At 54.4% G+C, this 20,940-nt stretch carries 14 protein-coding genes and 1 riboswitch; of the genes, 11 read left to right on the top strand and 3 right to left on the bottom strand.

The annotated features are described in order from the left end of the window. Positions 1 to 10 precede the first annotated feature (10 nt). The 4 genes from sgrR to thiQ all read left to right on the top strand — a co-directional run bounded on the left by sgrR (position 11) and on the right by thiQ (position 5,105). Entirely contained in the window at positions 11 to 1,666 is a 1,656-nt protein-coding gene (gene sgrR, locus E6P06_RS07805) for an HTH-type transcriptional regulator SgrR (RefSeq protein ID WP_139935093.1), read from the top strand. Between the two features lie 33 nt (positions 1,667 to 1,699). Further along, positions 1,700 to 1,823: riboswitch (TPP riboswitch) on the top strand. 30 nt (positions 1,824 to 1,853) lie between these two features. Continuing rightward, positions 1,854 to 2,837 carry a thiamine ABC transporter substrate binding subunit gene (thiB, locus tag E6P06_RS07800; protein WP_086504892.1) on the top strand — a complete coding sequence of 328 codons (984 nt, stop codon included), beginning with the start codon at positions 1,854 to 1,856 and terminating at the stop codon, positions 2,835 to 2,837. Next, positions 2,813 to 4,423, top strand: a complete 1,611-nt coding sequence (gene thiP / locus E6P06_RS07795; RefSeq protein WP_139935092.1) for a thiamine/thiamine pyrophosphate ABC transporter permease ThiP — start codon at positions 2,813 to 2,815, stop codon at positions 4,421 to 4,423. Before thiB ends, thiP begins: the two co-directional genes overlap by 25 nt. Then, positions 4,407 to 5,105 (top strand): thiamine ABC transporter ATP-binding protein ThiQ, encoded by a 699-nt coding sequence (thiQ, locus tag E6P06_RS07790; protein ID WP_003837401.1) that lies wholly within the window; start codon positions 4,407 to 4,409, stop codon positions 5,103 to 5,105. Before thiP ends, thiQ begins: the two co-directional genes overlap by 17 nt. A gap of 44 nt (positions 5,106 to 5,149) precedes the next feature. On the opposite strand, the gene E6P06_RS07785 is transcribed toward thiQ, so the two are convergent. Both E6P06_RS07785 and araC read right to left on the bottom strand, forming a co-directional pair. Then, positions 5,150 to 5,917 (bottom strand): DedA family protein, encoded by a 768-nt coding sequence (locus E6P06_RS07785; RefSeq protein ID WP_003837398.1) that lies wholly within the window; start codon positions 5,915 to 5,917, stop codon positions 5,150 to 5,152. 119 nt (positions 5,918 to 6,036) lie between these two features. After that, positions 6,037 to 6,882: an arabinose operon transcriptional regulator AraC gene (gene araC / locus E6P06_RS07780; RefSeq protein ID WP_003018834.1), complete on the bottom strand. Its 846-nt coding sequence runs from the start codon at positions 6,880 to 6,882 to the stop codon at positions 6,037 to 6,039. Positions 6,883 to 7,221: 339 nt separating this feature from the next. On the opposite strand from araC, the gene araB reads away from it, so the two are divergent. The 6 genes from araB (at position 7,222) to rluA (ending at position 17,389) form a co-directional block, all read left to right on the top strand. Beyond that, positions 7,222 to 8,931 carry a ribulokinase gene (araB, locus tag E6P06_RS07775; protein ID WP_139935091.1) on the top strand — a complete coding sequence of 570 codons (1,710 nt, stop codon included), beginning with the start codon at positions 7,222 to 7,224 and terminating at the stop codon, positions 8,929 to 8,931. 10 nt (positions 8,932 to 8,941) lie between these two features. Continuing rightward, positions 8,942 to 10,444 (top strand): L-arabinose isomerase, encoded by a 1,503-nt coding sequence (araA, locus tag E6P06_RS07770; protein ID WP_044712947.1) that lies wholly within the window; start codon positions 8,942 to 8,944, stop codon positions 10,442 to 10,444. Positions 10,445 to 10,541: 97 nt separating this feature from the next. After that, positions 10,542 to 11,237 carry an L-ribulose-5-phosphate 4-epimerase gene (gene araD / locus E6P06_RS07765; RefSeq protein ID WP_003845707.1) on the top strand — a complete coding sequence of 232 codons (696 nt, stop codon included), beginning with the start codon at positions 10,542 to 10,544 and terminating at the stop codon, positions 11,235 to 11,237. 91 nt (positions 11,238 to 11,328) lie between these two features. After that, entirely contained in the window at positions 11,329 to 13,680 is a 2,352-nt protein-coding gene (polB, locus tag E6P06_RS07760) for a DNA polymerase II (protein WP_139935090.1), read from the top strand. A gap of 131 nt (positions 13,681 to 13,811) precedes the next feature. Next, positions 13,812 to 16,718, top strand: a complete 2,907-nt coding sequence (gene rapA, locus E6P06_RS07755) for an RNA polymerase-associated protein RapA (protein ID WP_003837386.1) — start codon at positions 13,812 to 13,814, stop codon at positions 16,716 to 16,718. A gap of 11 nt (positions 16,719 to 16,729) precedes the next feature. Further along, positions 16,730 to 17,389, top strand: a complete 660-nt coding sequence (gene rluA, locus E6P06_RS07750) for a bifunctional tRNA pseudouridine(32) synthase/23S rRNA pseudouridine(746) synthase RluA (protein WP_003018849.1) — start codon at positions 16,730 to 16,732, stop codon at positions 17,387 to 17,389. 95 nt (positions 17,390 to 17,484) lie between these two features. Here the strand turns inward: rluA and djlA are convergent, their stop codons facing one another. Next, the gene (gene djlA, locus E6P06_RS07745) at positions 17,485 to 18,300 is read right to left on the bottom strand and encodes a co-chaperone DjlA (RefSeq protein WP_003845702.1); all 816 of its coding nucleotides are present in this window, start codon (positions 18,298 to 18,300) and stop codon (positions 17,485 to 17,487) included. A gap of 255 nt (positions 18,301 to 18,555) precedes the next feature. Between djlA and lptD the strand changes: the two genes are divergently transcribed. Further along, the gene (gene lptD / locus E6P06_RS07740; RefSeq protein WP_016149536.1) at positions 18,556 to 20,913 is read left to right on the top strand and encodes an LPS assembly protein LptD; all 2,358 of its coding nucleotides are present in this window, start codon (positions 18,556 to 18,558) and stop codon (positions 20,911 to 20,913) included. The last annotated feature ends 27 nt before the right edge of the window (positions 20,914 to 20,940 follow it).

Raw genomic sequence — 20,940 nt, 5'->3', positions numbered from 1 at the left:
TTCCCCTTTTATGTCTTCTGGTCGTTTGCAACAACAGTTCATCCGTCTGTGGCAATGCTGTGACGGCAAAGCGCAAGACACGACACTCAACGAGCTGGCGGATCTGCTGAGCTGCTCGCGCCGCCATATGCGTACGCTGCTTAATACCATGCAGGATCGCGGCTGGTTAACGTGGGAAGCTGAAGTTGGACGAGGTAAACGCTCGCGCCTGACATTCCTCTATACCGGGCTGGCGCTCCAGCAGCAGCGCGCGGAAGACCTATTGGAACAGGATCGCATCGATCAACTGGTGCAACTGGTCGGTGACAAAACGGCCGTACGGCAAATGCTGGTCTCCCATCTGGGTCGCAGCTTTCGCCAGGGTCGGCATATCATGCGCGTTCTCTATTACCGCCCCATGCACAACCTGCTCCCCGGCACGGCATTACGCCGCTCCGAAACCCATATCGCCCGGCAAATCTTCAGCGCCTTAATTCGGGTAAATGAGGAAAATGGGGAACTGGAAGCGGACATTGCCCATCACTGGCAGCAAATTTCACCTTTACACTGGCGATTCTTCCTGCGTCCGGGGATCCATTTTCATCATGGCCGCGAGCTGGAAATGGCAGATGTTATCGCCTCACTGATGCGCATTAACAGCCTGCCGCTGTACTCACACATCACGCAGATCGTCTCTCCCACGGCCTGGACGCTGGATATCCATCTGGCCCAGCCAGACCGCTGGCTTCCCTGGCTATTGGGGCAGGTCCCCGCCATGATCCTGCCGCGAGAATGGGAAACGCTAAACAACTTCTCCAGTCACCCGATTGGTACCGGTCCGTATGCGGTAATACGAAACACCAATAACCAACTGAAAATTCATGCATTTGATGATTACTTTGGCTACCGGGCCCTGATCGACGAAGTTAACGTTTGGGTATTACCCGACATCGGAGAAGAACCTGGCGGCGGGTTGACGCTAAAAGGTCCCACAGAGGATGAAAAGGCGATCGAAAGCCGCCTCGAAGAAGGTTGCTACTACCTGCTGTTTGATGCGCGTAGCCACCGTGGCACTAACCAGGAGGTCCGTGAATGGGTAAGCCGCATTCTCTCGCCAACGAATTTAATCTGCCACGCCGACGAACAGTACCAGCGACTGTGGTTTCCCGCGTATGGTTTACTCCCCCGCTGGCATCACGCAAAACCCGGCCATGGTGAAAAACCCGCCGGGCTGGAAACGCTGACTATCACTTACTATCGCGATCACATCGAACACCGGATTATCGCGCAGATCATGAAGACATTGCTCGCGCAGCATCAGGTGCAGTTGAATATTCAGGAGATCGACTACGATCAATGGCATGCAGGTGAAATCGTCAGCGATATCTGGCTCAACAGCGCCAACTTTACCCTACCGCTCGACTTCTCACTGTTCGCCCATTTGTGCGAAGTCCCGTTGCTGCAAAACTGTATCTCGCGGGACTGGGAAAACGATGCGGCTCGCTGGCGAACGGGCGAAATGAGCCTGGCAGCATGGTGCCAACAGCTGCTCGCCACAAAGGCCATTGTGCCATTAATCCACCACTGGCTGATCATTCAGGGACAGCGCAGTATGCGCGGGCTGCGCATGAATACACTCGGCTGGTTTGATTTTAAATCGGCGTGGTTTGCTCCACCGGATCCTTAATTGCTGCTAAGCAACAAAATCATTACACTAACGCCGTTCTCAACGGGGTGCTAAATAAAAACATACACAAAATCATTCGATCTGCGTATGGGCTGAGAGATACCCGTCGAACCTGATCCGGATAATGCCGGCGAAGGGATTTGAGGCTTATCTCAAGTCCTTTGCCACCCAACTCTTGAGGTGCAAAGTGTTTAAAAAATGTCTTCCGCTTTTACTGCTGTGTGCAGCGCCTGTCTTCGCCAAACCTGTACTGACCGTCTATACCTACGACTCGTTCGCAGCTGACTGGGGCCCGGGCCCAACAATCAAAAAAGCCTTTGAAGCTGACTGCAATTGCGAGTTGAAACTGGTCGCGCTGGAAGATGGCGTCTCGCTGCTAAACCGCCTGCGCATGGAAGGAAAAAACAGCAAAGCCGACGTCGTGCTGGGTCTGGATAACAACCTTCTGGAAGCCGCCACACAAACCAAACTGTTTGCCAAAAGTGGTGTAACCAACGACACCGTTAACGTACCCGGCGGCTGGAAAAACGATACCTTCGTGCCGTTTGACTACGGTTATTTCGCCTTCGTTTATGATAAGAACAAGCTGAAGAATCCGCCCAAAAGCCTGAAAGAACTGGTAGAGAGCGACCAAAAATGGCGCGTCATTTATCAGGATCCACGCACCAGCACGCCAGGTCTGGGTCTGCTGCTATGGATGCAGAAAGTCTATGGTGATAAAGCGCCAGAGGCGTGGCAGAAACTGGCAGCCAAAACCGTCACCGTCACCAAGGGCTGGAGCGAAGCCTACGGCCTGTTCCTGAAAGGTGAAAGCGATCTGGTGCTCAGCTACACCACCTCTCCGGCCTATCACATCATCGCCGAGAAAAAAGACAACTACGCCGCCGCTAATTTTAGTGAAGGCCACTATTTGCAGGTGGAAGTCGCCGCCCGCACCGCGGCCAGCAAGCAGCCGGAACTGGCCGAGAAATTCCTGAAGTTCATGGTGTCTCCGGCATTCCAGAATGCGATTCCGACCGGCAACTGGATGTATCCCGTGACGCAAGTCGCCCTGCCGTCAGGATTCGAGCAACTGAATAAACCGACCACCGCGCTGGAATTTACGCCGCAGCAGGTTGCGACTCAACGTCAGGCATGGATTAGCGAATGGCAACGCTCCGTCAGCCGTTAATCCCCGGCTGGCTGGTTCCAGGGCTTACCGCCGCCACGCTGATGGTGGCCGTTGCCCTGGCCGCGTTTCTGGCACTGTGGTTTAACGCCCCGCAGGGAGAGTGGTTCTCGCTGTGGCAAGATGATTACCTGTGGCACGTGGTGCGCTTTTCTTTCTGGCAGGCTTTTCTATCCGCTGTGCTGTCGGTTGTCCCGGCGATTTTCCTTGCCAGAGCGCTCTATCGTCGCCGTTTTCCAGGACGTCTGGCGCTGCTGCGCCTGTGCGCCATGACGTTAATCCTGCCGGTGCTGGTCGCGGTATTCGGTATTCTTAGCGTCTACGGTCGCCAGGGTTGGTTGGCCTCACTCTGGCATACATTCGGGCTGGAGTGGACGTTTTCGCCATACGGTTTACAGGGCATTCTGCTGGCGCATGTCTTTTTCAATCTGCCGATGGCCAGCCGCCTGCTGTTACAATCGCTGGAGAGTATTCCCGGCGAACAGCGGCAGTTAGCCGCTCAGTTGGGTATGCGTGGCTGGCATTTCTTCCGTTTTGTTGAATGGCCGTGGCTGCGTCGTCAGATCCTGCCCGTCGCAGCACTCATCTTTATGCTGTGCTTCGCCAGCTTCGCCACCGTTCTGTCGCTGGGCGGCGGGCCACAGGCTACGACCATCGAGCTGGCTATCTATCAGGCGCTGAATTTTGATTACGATCCTGCCCGCGCAGCCATGCTGGCGTTGATCCAGATGGTTTGTTGTTTGGCGCTGGTGCTCCTCAGTCAACGTCTGAGCCGCGCAATTGCTCTCGGTGCGACCCTGGTACAAGGCTGGCGCGATCCTGACGATCGCCTGCACAGCCGACTGACTGACGCAATCCTGATTATTCTGGCCCTGTTGCTGTTGCTGCCGCCGCTGCTGGCGGTGATTGTCGATGGCTTAAACCGCCATGTTCTGGATGTACTGATGCAGCCAGTGCTATGGCAGGCGCTGGGAACCTCGCTGCGCATCGCATTAGCAGCAGGAGCGTTATGCGTCATACTCACCATGATGCTGTTATGGAGCAGTCGTGAACTTCGTGCACGACAGCAGGTGCTGGCAGGTCAGATGCTGGAACTGAGCGGCATGATGATCCTCGCCATGCCGGGTATCGTGCTGGCAACCGGCTTCTTTCTGCTACTCAATAACACTATTGGGCTTCCCGAATCTGCCGACGGCATTGTCATTTTTACCAATGCGCTGATGGCGATCCCTTATGCATTGAAGGTGCTGGAAAACCCAATGCGTGACGTCACTGCGCGCTATAGTATGTTGTGCCAGTCGTTGGGCATTGAGGGATGGTCGCGCCTGAAAGTGGTTGAACTGCGCGCCCTGAAGCGCCCGCTGGCACAGGCGATGGCGTTTGCCTGCGTGCTGTCGATTGGCGATTTTGGCGTAGTGGCGTTATTTGGTAATGAGGATTTCCGCACCCTGCCGTTTTATTTATATCAGCAGATTGGCTCTTATCGCAGTCAGGATGGCGCAGTTACGGCGTTATTACTGCTGATCCTGTGCTTTACGCTGTTTACCGTTATTGAGAAATTGCCGGGTCGAAATGTTAAAACTGATTGATATCACATGGCTTTATCACCATCTGCCCATGCGCTTTACGCTGTCGGTCGCGCGCGGTGATCAGATAGCGATACTCGGGCCCAGCGGCGCCGGGAAAAGTACGCTACTGAATCTGATTGCCGGCTTTCTCACGCCTGCCAGCGGTAACATGGTGATTGACGGTGAAGATCACACCACGACACCACCCTCGCGCCGTCCTGTTTCTATGCTGTTTCAGGAAAACAACCTGTTCAGCCACCTGAGCGTACAGCAAAACATCGGCCTGGGCCTGAATCCTGGATTGAAGCTTAACGCATCGCAGCGGGAGAAAATACTCCACATCGCCCAGCAAATGGGGATCGACTCTCTGCTGGAACGCCTCCCCGGTGAGCTTTCCGGCGGGCAGCGGCAGCGCGTGGCGCTGGCGCGTTGTCTGGTGCGGGAACAACCTATTTTACTGCTTGATGAACCGTTCTCTGCACTTGATCCCGCGCTGCGCCAGGAGATGCTAACGCTGGTGGCCGAAGTCTGTCGCGAGAAGCAACTGACGTTACTGATGGTTTCCCACAGCGTAGAAGATGCGGCGCGAATTGCGCCCCGCTCGATTGTGGTCGCCGACGGGCGCATCGCCTGGCAGGGCGATACGGACGATCTGTTAAGCGGCAACGCTAGCGCCTCGGCGCTATTGGGCATTAAAGCATAATGCGTTGCCGGATAAGGCGAAGCCGCCATCCGGCAAAAGATTCGTCAGTAACCCACGACTTTACGCAGAATATCGATATACACCGGCATCAGTGGATGGCGCAGTAACGCCACCAACGCAACCACACCGATCCCGAGCGTCAACGGCGCCAGATACAGCAAACGGCTGCGGGGGAAATACGCCGTTAAGCGATCGACAGCCGCTTTGCCACTGCGCCATAGCCGCCAGCAAAACCAGCCGCCAACCCAGAGCAACACCGCCGTCGCCAGCAGCAACCATTTGAAATCCCCGCTCTGCATATCAGAAGGAATATCAATTGCCGCTCCCGCCAGGATCCCCGGCAGGAAGTAGAACGGTGGCCACAGCACGCAGCCGATAATATTCGGGACGATAAATTTAGCGACAGGCAGATCCAGCATGCCTGCTACCATCGGCACCAGCGGACGCGTCGGTCCGACAAAACGCCCCACCAGAATAGTAAACATGCTGTGCTGATGCAGAGCGTGCTCGGTTTTATCCAGCAACGCCTTGTTCTTTTTCATGAACGACCAACGGTGCAATGGCTTTTTAAAGCGCCAGCCCAGCCAAAAAGAGATCCAGTCCCCCAATAAGCAACCTATAATGCCCGCAAGCCAGGCATGCCAGAAGTTCAGTTCGCCGCTGCCAATCAGCGCCCCCAGCCCCGCCATCATCACGGTCCCGGGTAGAATCAGGCCAACCAGCGCCAGCGACTCCAAAAAAGCCACCAGAAGTACGGCGATCAGAGAGTACAGGGCGGACTGGAGAATAAAGTGTTCCAGCAATGCTTGCATAATGTGTCCGTCAAATTTACGAAGCAGGGATTTTGATAACCCCTCTCAACTTCGTCAAGCCATCAATTGTCTGAATAGATTGCGAGTTATGACAACTTTCAGGATACATCATTCACTTTTTATTCACATCCAGCGCGAAACTCGCTCGGACTGGCGCCGGTACATTTTTTGAAAACACGAGAGAAATAGAGCTGGTCGTCAAAACCAACATTGCGACCTACGGTGGCAATGGGCATACGTGTGGTACTCAGTAATAGCTTTGCCTGGCTGATGCGCTGGTCCTCGCGCCAGCTTAATACGCTGATACCTAACTGCTGACGGAACAGATGCGACAAACGGGAAGGCGACAGGCAGACGTGCTGCGCGACGCTGGCGATATCAAAATTGCTGTCCGCCAGGTGATCGCTGATGTACTGGCAGGCATCGCGGACACGGTTGTCCATGGGCGGGTGTAGCGATTCATTGATGGCTTCCATACGTCGGAGCAACAACTGTTCCAGTAAATTAATCGCCAGCAGTTCGGAATAACGACCTTCTCCCTGCCCGGCGTTAATTATCTGCCCAAACAGCTCGTTAAAATGCGGCTGATGCGCTTCATCCGGGCGGAAAAAACCGGTCTGGGCAAAAATGGCTGGCCAGGTCAGCCACTCCTGCCAGTAGGCGCGCGGGCGAAAGTAAACCCACTGGTGATACCACTCGCTGGCGTCAGGGTGGCGTCCGTAGTGGTGAATTTCTCCTGGTGGAAACAACAGAATATCGCCAGGCCGACAGACAAACTGCTTGCCCTGATTATTGATAACCCCTTCGCCACGGATGGTGAGATTGAGGATATAACCCTTCATACCCAGCGGCCTGTCGATAAAAAAATCCAGGTATCCGTTCGCCTCAATGGGGGTTAATCCGGCCACCAAATGCGCGTTAAACGAATAACCTGGCAACAGGGGATCGTTTTGCGTTTCAGCCATAATTTCAATACTCCCAATGTCCTGCCAAGAAACAATTTGTCCATATTACGCCAGACATCATCGCTGTCGCCCCTGCGGGCCGCTGTATTTGCGGTAATGGACCACCAATCCCGCTTGTGAAAAGCTCTTTGTAAAAAACATGTACTACGCCAACGTCAAAATCGGCTAACAAAAGTGTCTATAACTACGGCAGAAATGTCCACATTGATTATTTGCACAGCGTCACACTTTGTGATGCCACAGCATTTTAATCCATAAGATTAGCGGATCCTGCCTGACGGTTTTTATCGCTACTCACTACTGTTTATCCATACCCGTATTTTTGGATGGAGTAAGACGATGGCGATTGCAATTGGCCTCGATTTTGGTAGTGATTCAGTACGCGCTTTGGCGGTGGAATGTGCCACCGGCGAAGAGATCGCCACCAGCGTTGAGTGGTATCCACGTTGGCAGAAAGGGCAGTATTGCGATGGCCCAAACAACCAGTTTCGCCATCATCCGCGCGACTACATTGAATCCATGGAAGCGGCGCTGAAAACCGTATTAGCCGAACTGAGCGCTGAACAGCGCGCGGAAGTGGTCGGGATCGGCGTTGACAGTACCGGCTCAACCCCGGCGCCCATCGATGCAGACGGTAACGTACTGGCACTGCGTCCGGAGTTCGCGGAAAACCCGAATGCAATGTTTGTCCTGTGGAAAGATCACACCTCAGTAGAAGAAGCCGAAGAAATCACCCGCCTGTGCCACACACCGGGCAAGATCGATTACTCCCGCTATATCGGCGGCATTTATTCCAGCGAATGGTTCTGGGCCAAAATCCTGCATGTAACTCGTCAGGACCATGCGGTAGCCGAAGCTGCGGTCTCGTGGATTGAGCTATGCGATTGGGTTCCGGCCCTGCTCTCCAACACCGTACGCCCACAGGATATTCGTCGCGGTCGCTGCAGCGCCGGACATAAATCCCTGTGGCATGAAAGCTGGGGTGGTCTGCCGCCAGCCAGTTTCTTTGACGAACTCGACCCCATCCTCAACCGCCATCTGCAATACCCAATGTTTACCAATACCTTCACCGCGGATCTGCCGGTTGGCACCCTGTGCGCCGAGTGGGCACAGCGCCTGGGGCTACCGGAAAGCGTGGTGATTGCAGGCGGTGCTTTTGACTGCCATATGGGCGCGGTTGGCGCAGGCGCACAGCCTAACACGCTGGTGAAAGTCATCGGCACGTCGACCTGCGACATTCTGATTGCCGACAAGCACAGCGTCGGCGAACGCGCGGTGAAAGGCATATGCGGCCAGGTTGATGGCAGCGTAGTACCTGATTTTATTGGCCTCGAAGCTGGCCAGTCTGCATTCGGTGATATCTATGCCTGGTTTAGCCGCGTGCTGAGCTGGCCTCTGGAACAGCTTGCCGCACAGCATCCGGAACTGCAGTCCCAGATTAAAGCTAGTCAAAAACAGCTGCTGCCTGCACTCACTGAAGCATGGGCGAAAAATCCATCACTGGAGCATCTCCCGGTGGTGCTCGACTGGTTCAACGGTCGCCGTACGCCCAATGCCAACCAGCGCTTGAAAGGGGTAATTACCGATCTGAACCTGGCAACTGACGCGCCAGCTCTGTTCGGTGGGCTGATTGCCGCCACGGCCTTTGGCGCACGCGCCATTATGGAATGCTTCACCGAACAAGGCATTGCGGTTAACAACGTAATGGCGCTTGGCGGTATCGCGCGCAAGAACCCGGTCATCATGCAGGCCTGCTGTGACGTGCTGAACCGCCCGCTACAGATTGTCGCTTCAGACCAGTGCTGCGCACTCGGTGCGGCTATCTTCGCTGCCGTTGCCGCGAAAGTACACGTCGATATCCCAGCCGCTCAGCAGCAAATGGCAAGCGCCGTGGAAAACACGCTGCAACCTCGCCCAGAGCAGGCTCAACGTTTTGAACAACTCTACCGCCGCTATCAGCAGTGGGCGGTAAGCGCTGAACAACAATACCTTCCGACTGCCGCTCCGGCGCAACAAGCCCCGGTAGACCTGGCAACCCTGACACATTAAGGACACGACAATGACGATTTTTGATAACTATGAAGTGTGGTTTGTGATTGGTAGCCAGCATCTGTATGGCCCTGAAACCCTGCGTCAGGTAACCCAACATGCGGAGCACGTCGTTAACGCACTGAATACTGAAGCCAAACTGCCCTGTAAGCTGGTATTAAAGCCGCTGGGAACTTCCCCTGACGAGATTACCGCTATCTGTCGTGACGCTAACTACGACGATCGCTGTGCAGGGATGGTGGTCTGGCTGCATACCTTCTCCCCGGCCAAAATGTGGATTAACGGCCTGACTATCCTCAACAAACCGCTGATGCAGTTCCACACCCAGTTCAACGCCGCCCTGCCGTGGAACAGCATTGATATGGACTTTATGAACCTGAACCAGACTGCGCACGGCGGTCGTGAGTTCGGCTTCATCGGCGCACGTATGCGTCAGCAGCATGCCGTGGTCACCGGTCACTGGCAGGATAAACAAGCGCATGAACGCATTGGCTCCTGGATGCGCCAGGCCGTGTCCAAACAGGATACCCGCCACCTGAAAGTCTGCCGCTTTGGCGACAACATGCGCGAAGTTGCGGTCACAGATGGCGATAAAGTCGCTGCGCAGATCAAGTTCGGTTTCTCGGTAAACACCTGGGCCGTGGGCGATCTGGTGCAGGTCGTGAACGCAATTAGCGACGGCGAAATCAACGCGCTAATCGATGAGTATGAAAGCACTTACACCATGACGGCGGCGACGCAAGTCCACGGTGAAAAACGTCAGAACGTCCTGGAAGCTGCCCGTATTGAACTGGGGATGAAGCGCTTCCTGGAACAGGGTGGATTCCACGCCTTCACCACCACATTTGAAGATTTACACGGCCTGAAACAGCTTCCGGGTCTGGCCGTACAGCGTCTGATGCAGCAAGGCTATGGCTTTGCGGGTGAAGGCGACTGGAAAACCGCCGCTCTGCTTCGCATCATGAAGGTGATGTCAACCGGTCTGCAGGGCGGCACCTCATTTATGGAGGATTACACCTACCACTTCGAGAAAGGCAACGATCTGGTACTCGGTTCGCACATGCTGGAAGTTTGCCCGTCCATCGCGGTGGAAGAGAAACCGATCCTCGACGTACAGCACCTCGGCATTGGTGGTAAAGACGATCCCGCCCGTCTGATCTTCAACACCAAAGCCGGCCCGGCCGTGGTTGCCAGCCTGATCGATCTCGGCGATCGTTTTCGCCTGCTGGTTAACTGCATCGACACGGTACAAACACCGCACTCCCTGCCGAAACTGCCTGTAGCTAACGCGCTGTGGAAAGCTCAACCGGATCTGCCAACCGCATCTGAAGCATGGATCCTGGCCGGTGGCGCGCACCACACCGTGTTCAGCCACGCGCTGGATCTGAACGATATGCGCCAGTTCGCTGAAATGCACGATATCGAGATCGCTGTGATCGATAACGATACCCGCCTGCCGGCCTTTAAGGACGCGCTGCGCTGGAACGAAGTGTATTACGGGTTCAAACGTTAATTGTCGAAACGGATTGCCCGGTGGCATTTCATTTACCGGGCCTACAAATCACCGTAGGCCGGATAAGCGAAGCGCCATCCGGCATTCAGGAGTTAACATGCTAGAAGATCTTAAACGTCAGGTACTGGAAGCCAATCTGGCGTTGCCTAAGCACAATCTGGTCACCCTGACCTGGGGGAACGTCAGCGCCGTCGATCGCGAGCGCGACGTGTTTGTGATTAAACCTTCCGGGGTCGATTACAGCGTAATGACCTCAGACGATATGGTGGTAGTCAGTATCGCCACGGGTGAAGTAGTCGAAGGCCAGAAGAAGCCCTCTTCCGACACCCCAACGCACCGACTGCTGTATCAGGCATTCCCGACCATTGGCGGTATTGTTCATACCCACTCGCGTCACGCGACAATCTGGGCGCAGGCGGGTCAGTCGATTCCGGCCACGGGTACCACCCATGCGGACTATTTCTACGGTTCGATTCCCTGCACACGGAAAATGACCGACGAAGAAATCAACGGCGAATATGAATGGGAAACCGGCAATGTGATCGTTGAAACCTTTGAGAAACAAGGTATTGACGCCTCGCAGATGCCTGGCGTGCTAGTGCACTCTCACGGTCCGTTTGCCTGGGGAAAAAATGCCGAAGATGCAGTGCATAACGCCATCGTGCTGGAAGAAGTCGCCTACATGGGGATCTTCTGTCGCCAGCTCGCGCCGCAATTGCCAGATATGCAACAAACCCTGTTAGATAAGCATTACCTGCGTAAACATGGTGCTAAAGCCTACTACGGGCAATAGTCCCTGCTGACACATAACAACTGTATAAAATCACAGCCAATCTATCAGAACCAGGCTATAATAATGCCTGGTTTTTTAATGGATACACAGCGTGGCGCAGGCAGGCTTTATTCTAACCCGACACTGGCGGGACACTCCGCAGGGAACTGAGGTCTCATTCTGGCTGGCTACAGACGATGGGCCGCTGCAGGTCACGCTTGCGCCTCAGGAGTCAGTCGCGTTTATTCCCACCAGTCAGGTTCCTCGCGTCACGTCATTATTACGCACTGAAAACGGCTATCGCCTGACGCCTCTTCAGTTGCAAGACTTCCACCGCCAGCCCGTTTCCGGCCTGTATTGCCGCTCACATCGCCAGCTTATGCGGCTGGAAAAACTGCTGCGCGAAAACGCAGTCACCGTCTACGAAGCCGACGTACGGCCGCCGGAGCGGTATCTGATGGAGCGCTTTATCACCTCCCCTGTTTGGGTCGAAGGCAACAGACATGACGACATGCTGGTTAATGCCCGCCTGAAGCCGAACCCTGACTATCGACCACCGCTAAAATGGGTATCGCTGGATATCGAAACCACGCGCCACGGCGAACTCTACTGCATCGGTCTTGAGGGCTGTGGGCAGCGTATTGTCTATATGCTCGGCCCGGCAAACGGTGATGCCTCTGCGCTGGATTTTGAACTTGAGTACGTTGCAAGCCGCCCGCAGTTGTTGGAAAAGCTCAATGACTGGATTGCCCGTCACGATCCTGATGTGATAATCGGCTGGAACGTCGTGCAATTCGATTTACGCGTCCTGCAAAAGCACGCCGAACGTTACTGCATTCCCCTGCGTTTTGGTCGTGACAATAGCGAGCTGGAGTGGCGCGAGCATGGCTTCAAAAACGGCGTGTTCTTCGCGCAGGCTAAAGGTCGCCTGATTATCGACGGCATTGAGGCGCTCAAATCCGCATTCTGGAATTTCTCGTCATTTTCGCTGGAGACGGTGTCGCAGGAGCTACTGGGCGAAGGGAAGTCAATTGATAATCCCTGGGACAGGATGGACGAAATCGATCGCCGGTTTGCCCAGGATAAGCCCGCGCTCGCCACCTACAATCTCAAAGACTGTGAGTTGGTCACGCGTATTTTTCATAAAACCGAGATCATGCCATTTCTGCTTGAGCGATCGACGGTCAACGGTCTGCCGGTCGACCGGCACGGTGGTTCAGTTGCCGCCTTCGGACATCTCTACCTGCCACGAATGCACCGGGCGGGTTATGTGGCACCGAACCTGGGTGAAGTCCCCGCGCACGCCAGCCCCGGTGGCTACGTGATGGACTCGCGCCCCGGCTTATACGACTCGGTACTGGTGCTGGATTACAAAAGCCTGTACCCCTCAATAATTCGTACTTTTTTAATCGATCCGGTGGGGCTTATCGAAGGAATGGCGCAGCCGGATCCGGAGCACAGCACCGAAGGGTTCCTTGACGCCTGGTTCTCACGTGAAAAGCACTGCCTGCCGGAAATCGTGACCCGGATCTGGCATGGTCGCGATGAAGCAAAACGCCGCGGCAATAAGCCGCTCTCGCAGGCGCTGAAAATCATCATGAACGCATTTTACGGCGTGCTGGGAACCACCGCCTGTCGCTTTTTCGACCCGAGACTGGCCTCGTCCATTACCATGCGCGGCCATGCGATCATGCGCCAGACCAAAGCGCTGATTGAAGCTCAGGGTTACGACGTTATCTATGGCGATACCGACTCGACCTTTGTCTGGCTGAAAAAGGCGCACTCAGAAGACGATGCCGCCCGGATTGGCCGTGAGCTGGTGAGCTATGTCAACGACTGGTGGGCGCAGTCGCTGAAACAACAAAACCTGACCAGCGCGCTGGAGCTGGAATTTGAAACCCATTTTTGTCGCTTTCTGATGCCGACCATTCGCGGTGCAGATACCGGCAGTAAAAAACGCTATGCAGGGATGATTCAGGACGGCGCTGAACAACGTATGGTGTTTAAGGGACTGGAAACGGTACGAACCGACTGGACGCCGCTGGCCCAACAGTTTCAGCAGGAGCTATACCTGCGAATTTTTCGTAACGAACCTTATCAGGAGTTTGTTCGCGAGACTATTGACCGTCTGATGGCCGGTGAAATGGATGAACAACTGGTGTACCGCAAGCGCCTGCGCCGCCCGTTAAGCGAATACCAGCGAAATGTTCCACCACACGTGCGTGCCGCGCGACTCGCCGATGAGCAGAATGTAAAGCTGGGGCGTCCACCGCAGTATCAAAATCGCGGAACCATAAAATATGTCTGGACGGTCAATGGCCCAGAACCTGTTGATTATCAGCTATCTGTGCTCGATTACGAGCATTATCTGACACGCCAGATCCAACCCGTTGCCGAGGGAATTCTTCCCTTTATTGACGATAATTTTGCTACACTACTCACAGGGCAACTGGGGTTATTTTGACGCGTGACGAAACCGTCGCCATCCAGTACCATAGCGCCCTTTCCATTCCTGGACCCCAATACACTTGCTGCCACTTTACTCTGGCAGAGGGTGAGTATTGCCTGCAACTAAAGATATAGAGCCGAACATATATGCCTTTTACACTTGGTCAACGCTGGATCAGCGATACAGAAAGCGAATTGGGACTTGGTACCGTTGTCGCCATGGATGCGCGAACCGTCACATTACTTTTCTCATCGACGGGCGAAAACCGTCTGTATGCGCGCAGTGATTCCCCCGTGACCCGCGTGATGTTCAATCCTGGCGATACGATAACAAGCCATGAAGGCTGGCAACTGCATGTCGATGAAGTAAAAGAAGAAAACGGCCTGCTTGCCTATATCGGAACCCGCCTGGATACCGAAGAAACCGGTGTCATGCTGCGTGAAGTACTACTCGACAGCAAACTGGTATTCAGCAAACCACAAGATCGCCTGTTTGCCGGCCAGATTGACCGCATGGATCGCTTTGCTCTGCGCTATCGCGCGCGTAAATTTCAGAGCGAACAATACCGTATGCCGTGGAGTGGTTTGCGTGGTCAACGTACCAGCCTGATTCCTCACCAGCTGAACATTGCCCATGATGTTGGCCGTCGTCATGCCCCTCGCGTTTTACTGGCAGACGAAGTGGGTTTAGGTAAAACCATTGAAGCCGGGATGATCCTGCATCAACAGCTGCTGTCAGGCGCCGCAGAGCGCGTGCTGATCATCGTGCCGGAGACATTACAGCACCAGTGGCTGGTCGAAATGCTGCGTCGCTTCAACCTGCGTTTTGCACTGTTTGATGATGAGCGTTATGCAGAAGCGCAGCACGACGCCTACAACCCGTTTGAAACCGAACAACTGGTCATCTGCTCGCTGGACTTTGCCCGTCGCAGTAAACAGCGCCTGGAGCATCTGTGTGACGCCGAATGGGATCTGCTGATCGTCGATGAAGCGCATCACCTGGTGTGGAGCGAAGACGCGCCCAGCCGCGAATATATGGCCATTGAACAACTGGCAGAACGTGTGCCGGGCATCCTGCTGCTAACCGCTACACCGGAGCAGCTGGGTATGGAAAGTCACTTTGCTCGTCTGCGCCTGCTGGACCCCAGCCGTTTCCACGATTTCGCCCAGTTTGTTGAAGAGCAAAAAAATTATCGTCCGGTCGCCGACGCCGTCGCTATGTTACTGGCAGGCAACAAGCTGAGTAATAGTGAGCTGAACATGTTAGGCGACATGATTGGCGAGCAGGACATTGAACCGCTATTGCAGGCGGCAAACAGCGACAGCGAAGATGCCCAGAGCGCGCGTCAGGAGCTGGTTTCGATGCTGATGGACCGCCATGGCACCAGCCGCGTGCTGTTCCGTAACACCCGTAATGGTGTTAAAGGCTTCCCAAAACGCGAGCTGCACACCATCAAGCTGCCGCTGCCGACCCAATACCAGACGGCGATTAAAGTCTCCGGCATTATGGGTGCGCGTAAAAGCGCGGAAGACCGGGCGCGCGATATGCTCTACCCGGAACAGATTTATCAGGAATTCGAAGGCGATACCGGCACCTGGTGGAACTTTGACCCGCGCGTGGAATGGCTAATGGGCTATCTGACCAGCCACCGCTCGCAAAAAGTATTAGTTATCTGTGCAAAAGCCACCACCGCGCTTCAACTGGAGCAGGTTCTGCGCGAGCGCGAAGGTATCCGCGCTGCCGTGTTCCATGAAGGGATGTCGATCATTGAGCGTGACCGCGCCGCAGCCTGGTTTAGCGAAGAAGATAGCGGCGCTCAGGTAATGCTGTGTTCTGAAATCGGCTCCGAAGGGCGTAACTTCCAGTTCGCCAGCAATCTGGTGATGTTTGACCTGCCGTTCAATCCGGATCTACTGGAACAGCGTATTGGCCGTCTGGACCGTATTGGTCAGGCACATGATATTCAGATCCACGTTCCGTACCTGGAAAAAACCGCGCAATCCGTGCTGGTGCGCTGGTACCACGAAGGTCTGGATGCGTTCGAACACACCTGCCCGACCGGCCGTACCATCTACGACACGGTCTATAACAATCTGATCGGCTACCTGGCTGAACCAGAAAATACCGATGGCTTTGACGATCTGATCAAAACCTGTCGCGAACAACATGACGCGCTGAAAGCACAGCTGGAACAAGGTCGCGATCGTCTGCTGGAGATCCACTCTAACGGCGGTGAAAAAGCGCTGGCGCTGGCTGAGAGTATTGAAGAACAGGACGATGATACCAGCCTGATCGCCTTCGCCATGAATCTGTTTGATATCGTTGGTATTAATCAGGATGACCGTGGTGACAATTTGATCGTGCTGACGCCGTCCGATCATATGCTGGTGCCAGATTTCCCGGGATTGCCGGAAGATGGCTGCACCATTACGTTCGAGCGCGATGTCGCTCTGTCGCGTGAAGACGCACAGTTTATTACCTGGGAGCATCCGTTAATCCGTAATGGTCTGGATCTGATCCTCTCTGGCGACACCGGCAGCAGCACCATTTCATTGTTGAAAAACAAAGCATTGCCGGTCGGAACGCTGTTGGTTGAGCTGGTGTATGTGGTTGAAGCGCAAGCGCCGAAACAGCTGCAGCTGAACCGCTTCCTGCCGCCAACGCCGGTACGTATGCTGCTGGATAAAAACGGCAATAACCTCGCTGCACAGGTTGAGTTCGAAACCTTTAACCGTCAGCTCAGCGCCGTTAACCGCCACACCGGCAGTAAACTGGTCAACGCCGTGCAGCAAGACGTTCATGCTATTCTGCAACTCGGTGAAGCGCAGGTGGAAAAATCAGCCCGCGCGCTGATCGACGCGGCGCGTAAAGAAGCGGACGAAAAACTGACTGCGGAACTCTCCCGTCTGGAAGCGCTGCGTGCCGTTAACCCGAACATCCGTGATGACGAACTCAGCGCAATTGAAAGCAACCGTCAGCAGGTGATGGAAAGCCTGGATCAGGCGGGCTGGCGTCTGGATGCCCTGCGCCTGATCGTCGTGACGCATCAGTAACGGAGCCATACATGGGGATGGAAAACTACAATCCGCCGCAGGAACCCTGGTTGGTCATCCTGTATCAGGATGAGCACATTATGGTGGTCAACAAGCCGAGCGGTTTGTTGTCTGTGCCGGGTCGTCTGGATGAGCACAAAGACAGCGTGATGACGCGTATCCAGCGCGATTATCCGCAGGCTGAATCCGTCCATCGTCTGGATATGGCCACCAGCGGCGTGATTGTAGTCGCGCTAACCAAAGCGGCAGAGCGCGAGCTAAAACGCCAGTTTCGCGAGCGCGAACCGAAAAAACAGTATGTTGCACGCGTCTGGGGGCATCCCGCTCCGGCCGAGGGTCTGGTTGATTTACCGCTGATTTGCGACTGGCCGAACAGGCCAAAACAAAAAGTGTGTTATGAGACCGGGAAATCAGCGCAGACAGAGTATGAGGTGGTGGAATTCGCGGCGGATAACACCGCCCGGGTCGTGCTTAAACCGATTACCGGACGCTCCCACCAGCTGCGTGTGCATATGCTGGCGTTAGGGCATCCAATCCTCGGCGATCGCTTCTATGCTCCGCCTGAAGCGCTGGCGTTGGCACCCCGCCTGCTGCTGCACGCCGAGATGCTAACCATCACGCATCCCGAATACGGCAACAGTATGACGTTTAAAGTCCCGGCGGATTTTTAAATTCTGAGCCAATTTATGCCGGGGGCGCTTCGCTTGCCCGGCCTACATTCATTACCGTAGGCCGGATAAAGCGCTAGCCGCATCCGGCATAATTATTATTTAAAGCCTTTTTGTTCTTTGATTAACTCGTAAGCCTTCTGGATTTCCTGTGCTTTTTGCTTCGCCATTTCCATCATCTCTGGCGGCAGACCTTTCGCGACCAGTTTGTCCGGATGGTGCTCGCTCATCAGCTTACGGTAAGCGCGCTTTATGGTAGTCGCATCATCGGTCGTTTTCACACCCAGCACATTACAGGCGTCTTCCAGCGTCGGGCCGCGTTGCGCCTGCTGCCAGCCACCGCCGCCAGACTGCTGTTGATAACCGCCGCCAAACTGTGCGCCGCCCTGCATCATGCGCAGGAACTGATCAAATTGGGTACGTGAGATCCCCAACTCTTCAGCAATCACATACAGCACTTCACGTTCGTTAGGATGTAACGACCCATCGGCAAATGCCGCCTGGATTTGAATTTCCAAAAACATGCGGATCAGATCGAATCGACCGAAACAGACGCTGCGAAACTGACGCATCTTTTCACGTAATGGATAATTATCCGATTTTCCTACCCGGAAGGCGTGTTGTGCAGCCGTTCGCGAATCACCGTGCAAATTCATCCGATCCATCAACTGGCTGGCGATATGAATATCGGCTTCCGTGACGCGACCTTTGGATTTGGTCAGATGTCCCATCACCTCAAAAGTGGTGGCAAAAAACAGCGCCTGGCGTTCACGTTGGTTGGCAAACCACGCCATTTTGCGCATGCGGGCTTTGTCGAACATGTGGCCAACTAACAGCCCCAGAACCACACCCCAGAAGCCGCCACCCATCATTAAGGCCACGGCTACACCAATTATCTTTCCCCAATACTGCATAGACTCCCCAAATCTTTATGCTCTCAGCCAGGCTATGTCCCACAATATAAGGTGCTTTTACCGATTTACGGCTGCGGTCAATTGTGGGACATCGCCTATAATTTGCATTATCATACCTGTCATTCAATGCCGTGCCTAACACCACGGATGCCTAAATGGGCAGGATTAACACTAGCGCAGTGAAGATGAGATAAGTTAGGCTGTGACCGTTTGTCACGCGCGACGCTACTGATGATGGAACAATAAATACAACGTATGAAAAAACGTATTCCCACTCTTCTGGCTACCATGATTGCCAGTGCCCTCTATAGCCATCAGGGCCTGGCAGCCGATCTCGCCTCACAGTGTATGCTGGGCGTGCCGAGCTATGACCGTCCTCTGGTACAGGGCGAGACTAATGAATTACCCGTCACCATCAATGCCGACAACGCTAAAGGGAATTATCCCGATGACGCGGTGTTTACCGGCAACGTGGACATCGCACAGGGTAACAGCCGCCTGCAGGCCGACGAAGTACAGCTTCATCAGAAGCAGGCTGAAGGCCAGCCGGAGCCAATACGTACCGTCGATGCGCTGGGCAATGTCCATTATGATGACAATCAGGTTATTCTGAAGGGGCCGAAGGGTTGGTCGAATCTGAATACCAAAGATACCAACATCTGGGAAGGTGATTACCAGATGGTGGGCCGTCAGGGACGCGGGAAAGCCGATCTGATGAAACAGCGTGGCGAAAACCGTTATACCATTCTGGAAAACGGTAGCTTTACCTCCTGTCTGCCAGGTTCCGATACCTGGAGCGTTGTCGGTAGCGAAGTGATCCACGACCGTGAAGAACAGGTCGCAGAGATCTGGAACGCCCGTTTTAAACTGGGTCCGGTTCCAGTCTTTTACAGTCCTTATTTACAGTTACCCGTCGGCGATAAGCGCCGTTCCGGTTTCCTGATCCCGAACGCAAAATATTCCACTAATAACTATTTTGAGTTCTACCTGCCATATTACTGGAACATTGCGCCCAACATGGACGCCACCATCACGCCACATTATATGCACCGTCGTGGCGGGATCATGTGGGAGAACGAATTCCGCTACCTGACGCAAGCAGGTGCGGGCCTGATGGAGTTCGACTATCTGAACTCCGATAAAGTGTACGAGGATGAGCATCCGAAAGATGACAATTCACGTCGCTGGCTGTTTTACTGGCAACACTCTGGGGTGATGGACCAGGTGTGGCGTTTCAACGTTGACTATACCAAGGTCAGCGACACCAGCTACTTTAATGATTTCGATAACAAATACGGTTCCAGTACCGACGGCTACGCCACGCAAAAATTCAGCGTCGGCTACGCGGTACAGAACTTTGATGCCACAGTTTCGACCAAGCAGTTCCAGGTCTTCGACGCGCAAAACAGTAACAGCTACTCTGCGCAGCCGCAGTTAGACGTCAACTACTACCAGAATGACGTTGGTCCGTTTGATACCCGTATTTATGGTCAGGCGGTGCACTTCGTTAACACCAACGACAACATGCCGGAAGCGACGCGCGTTCACCTTGAACCGACCATCAATCTGCCATTGTCGAACAACTGGGGAAGCATCAATACCGAAGCAAAACTGCTGGCAACGCACTATCAGCAGACTAATCTGGATTGGTACAACAGCAACCCGCAGAACACCAAGCTCGATGATTCAGCTAACCGCGTCATGCCGCAGTTTAAAGTTGACGGCAAGATGGTGTTTGAGCGTGACATGCAAATGCTGGCGCCGGGTTATACCCAGACGCTTGAGCCGCGCGCGCAGTACCTGTACGTACCGTATCGCGACCAAAGTCATATCTATAACTATGACTCGTCCCTGCTGCAATCTGACTATAGCGGCCTGTTCCGTGACCGTACCTATGGCGGTCTGGACCGCATTGCCTCCGCCAACCAGGTCACGACTGGGGTCACATCTCGCGTTTATGATGACGCAGCCGTTGAACGTTTTAATATATCCGTGGGTCAAATCTACTATTTCACCGAGTCTCGCACCGGCGATGACAACATTAAATGGGAGAATGACGACAAAACGGGCTCACTGGTATGGGCGGGTGACACCTACTGGCGCATCTCCGATCGCTGGGGTTTACGCAGTGGGATCCAGTACGACACGCGTCTGGACAGTGTTGCAACCAGTAGCAGCAGTATCGAATACCGCCGCGACGAAAACCGTATGCTGCAGTTGAACTACCGTTATGCCAGCTCGGAGTATATCCAGGCTACTCTGCCGTCTTACTACTCTACGGCAGAGCAGTATAAAAACGGGATCTCACAGGTGGGCGCAGTGGCAAGCTTCCCAATCGCCGACCGTTGGTCGATTGTTGGCGCTTACTACTTCGATACCAACGTGAACAAAGAAGCAGATTCAATGCTGGGGCTGCAGTACAACTCCTGCTGTTACGCCATTCGCTTCGGTTACGAACGTAAGCTGAACGGCTGGGATAACACCCAGAAACACGCGATTTATGACAACACGATCGGCTTTAATATCGAACTGCGCGGCCTGAGCTCCAACTACGGTCTCGGCACCAACCAAATGTTGCGTTCAAACATTTTGCCGTATCAAAGCTCTTTATGATCTGATTGATTTACAACGTAATCCGCA

It is taken from the genome of Citrobacter sp. CF971, assembly GCF_006385635.1.
Classification (GTDB): domain Bacteria; phylum Pseudomonadota; class Gammaproteobacteria; order Enterobacterales; family Enterobacteriaceae; genus Citrobacter; species Citrobacter freundii.
This window is presented reverse-complemented; position numbering and strand designations above follow the sequence as displayed.

Coding starts and splice junctions, on each gene's coding strand:
- araA (WP_044712947.1), top strand. CDS start 8,942: ATGACGATTTTTGATAACTATGAAGTGTGGTTTGTGATTGGTAGCCAG.
- rapA (WP_003837386.1), top strand. CDS start 13,812: ATGCCTTTTACACTTGGTCAACGCTGGATCAGCGATACAGAAAGCGAA.
- sgrR (WP_139935093.1), top strand. CDS start 11: ATGTCTTCTGGTCGTTTGCAACAACAGTTCATCCGTCTGTGGCAATGC.
- lptD (WP_016149536.1), top strand. CDS start 18,556: ATGAAAAAACGTATTCCCACTCTTCTGGCTACCATGATTGCCAGTGCC.
- thiP (WP_139935092.1), top strand. CDS start 2,813: ATGGCAACGCTCCGTCAGCCGTTAATCCCCGGCTGGCTGGTTCCAGGG.
- araD (WP_003845707.1), top strand. CDS start 10,542: ATGCTAGAAGATCTTAAACGTCAGGTACTGGAAGCCAATCTGGCGTTG.
- rluA (WP_003018849.1), top strand. CDS start 16,730: ATGGGGATGGAAAACTACAATCCGCCGCAGGAACCCTGGTTGGTCATC.
- araC (WP_003018834.1), bottom strand. CDS start 6,882: ATGGCTGAAACGCAAAACGATCCCCTGTTGCCAGGTTATTCGTTTAAC.
- djlA (WP_003845702.1), bottom strand. CDS start 18,300: ATGCAGTATTGGGGAAAGATAATTGGTGTAGCCGTGGCCTTAATGATG.
- araB (WP_139935091.1), top strand. CDS start 7,222: ATGGCGATTGCAATTGGCCTCGATTTTGGTAGTGATTCAGTACGCGCT.
- thiQ (WP_003837401.1), top strand. CDS start 4,407: ATGTTAAAACTGATTGATATCACATGGCTTTATCACCATCTGCCCATG.
- E6P06_RS07785 (WP_003837398.1), bottom strand. CDS start 5,917: ATGCAAGCATTGCTGGAACACTTTATTCTCCAGTCCGCCCTGTACTCT.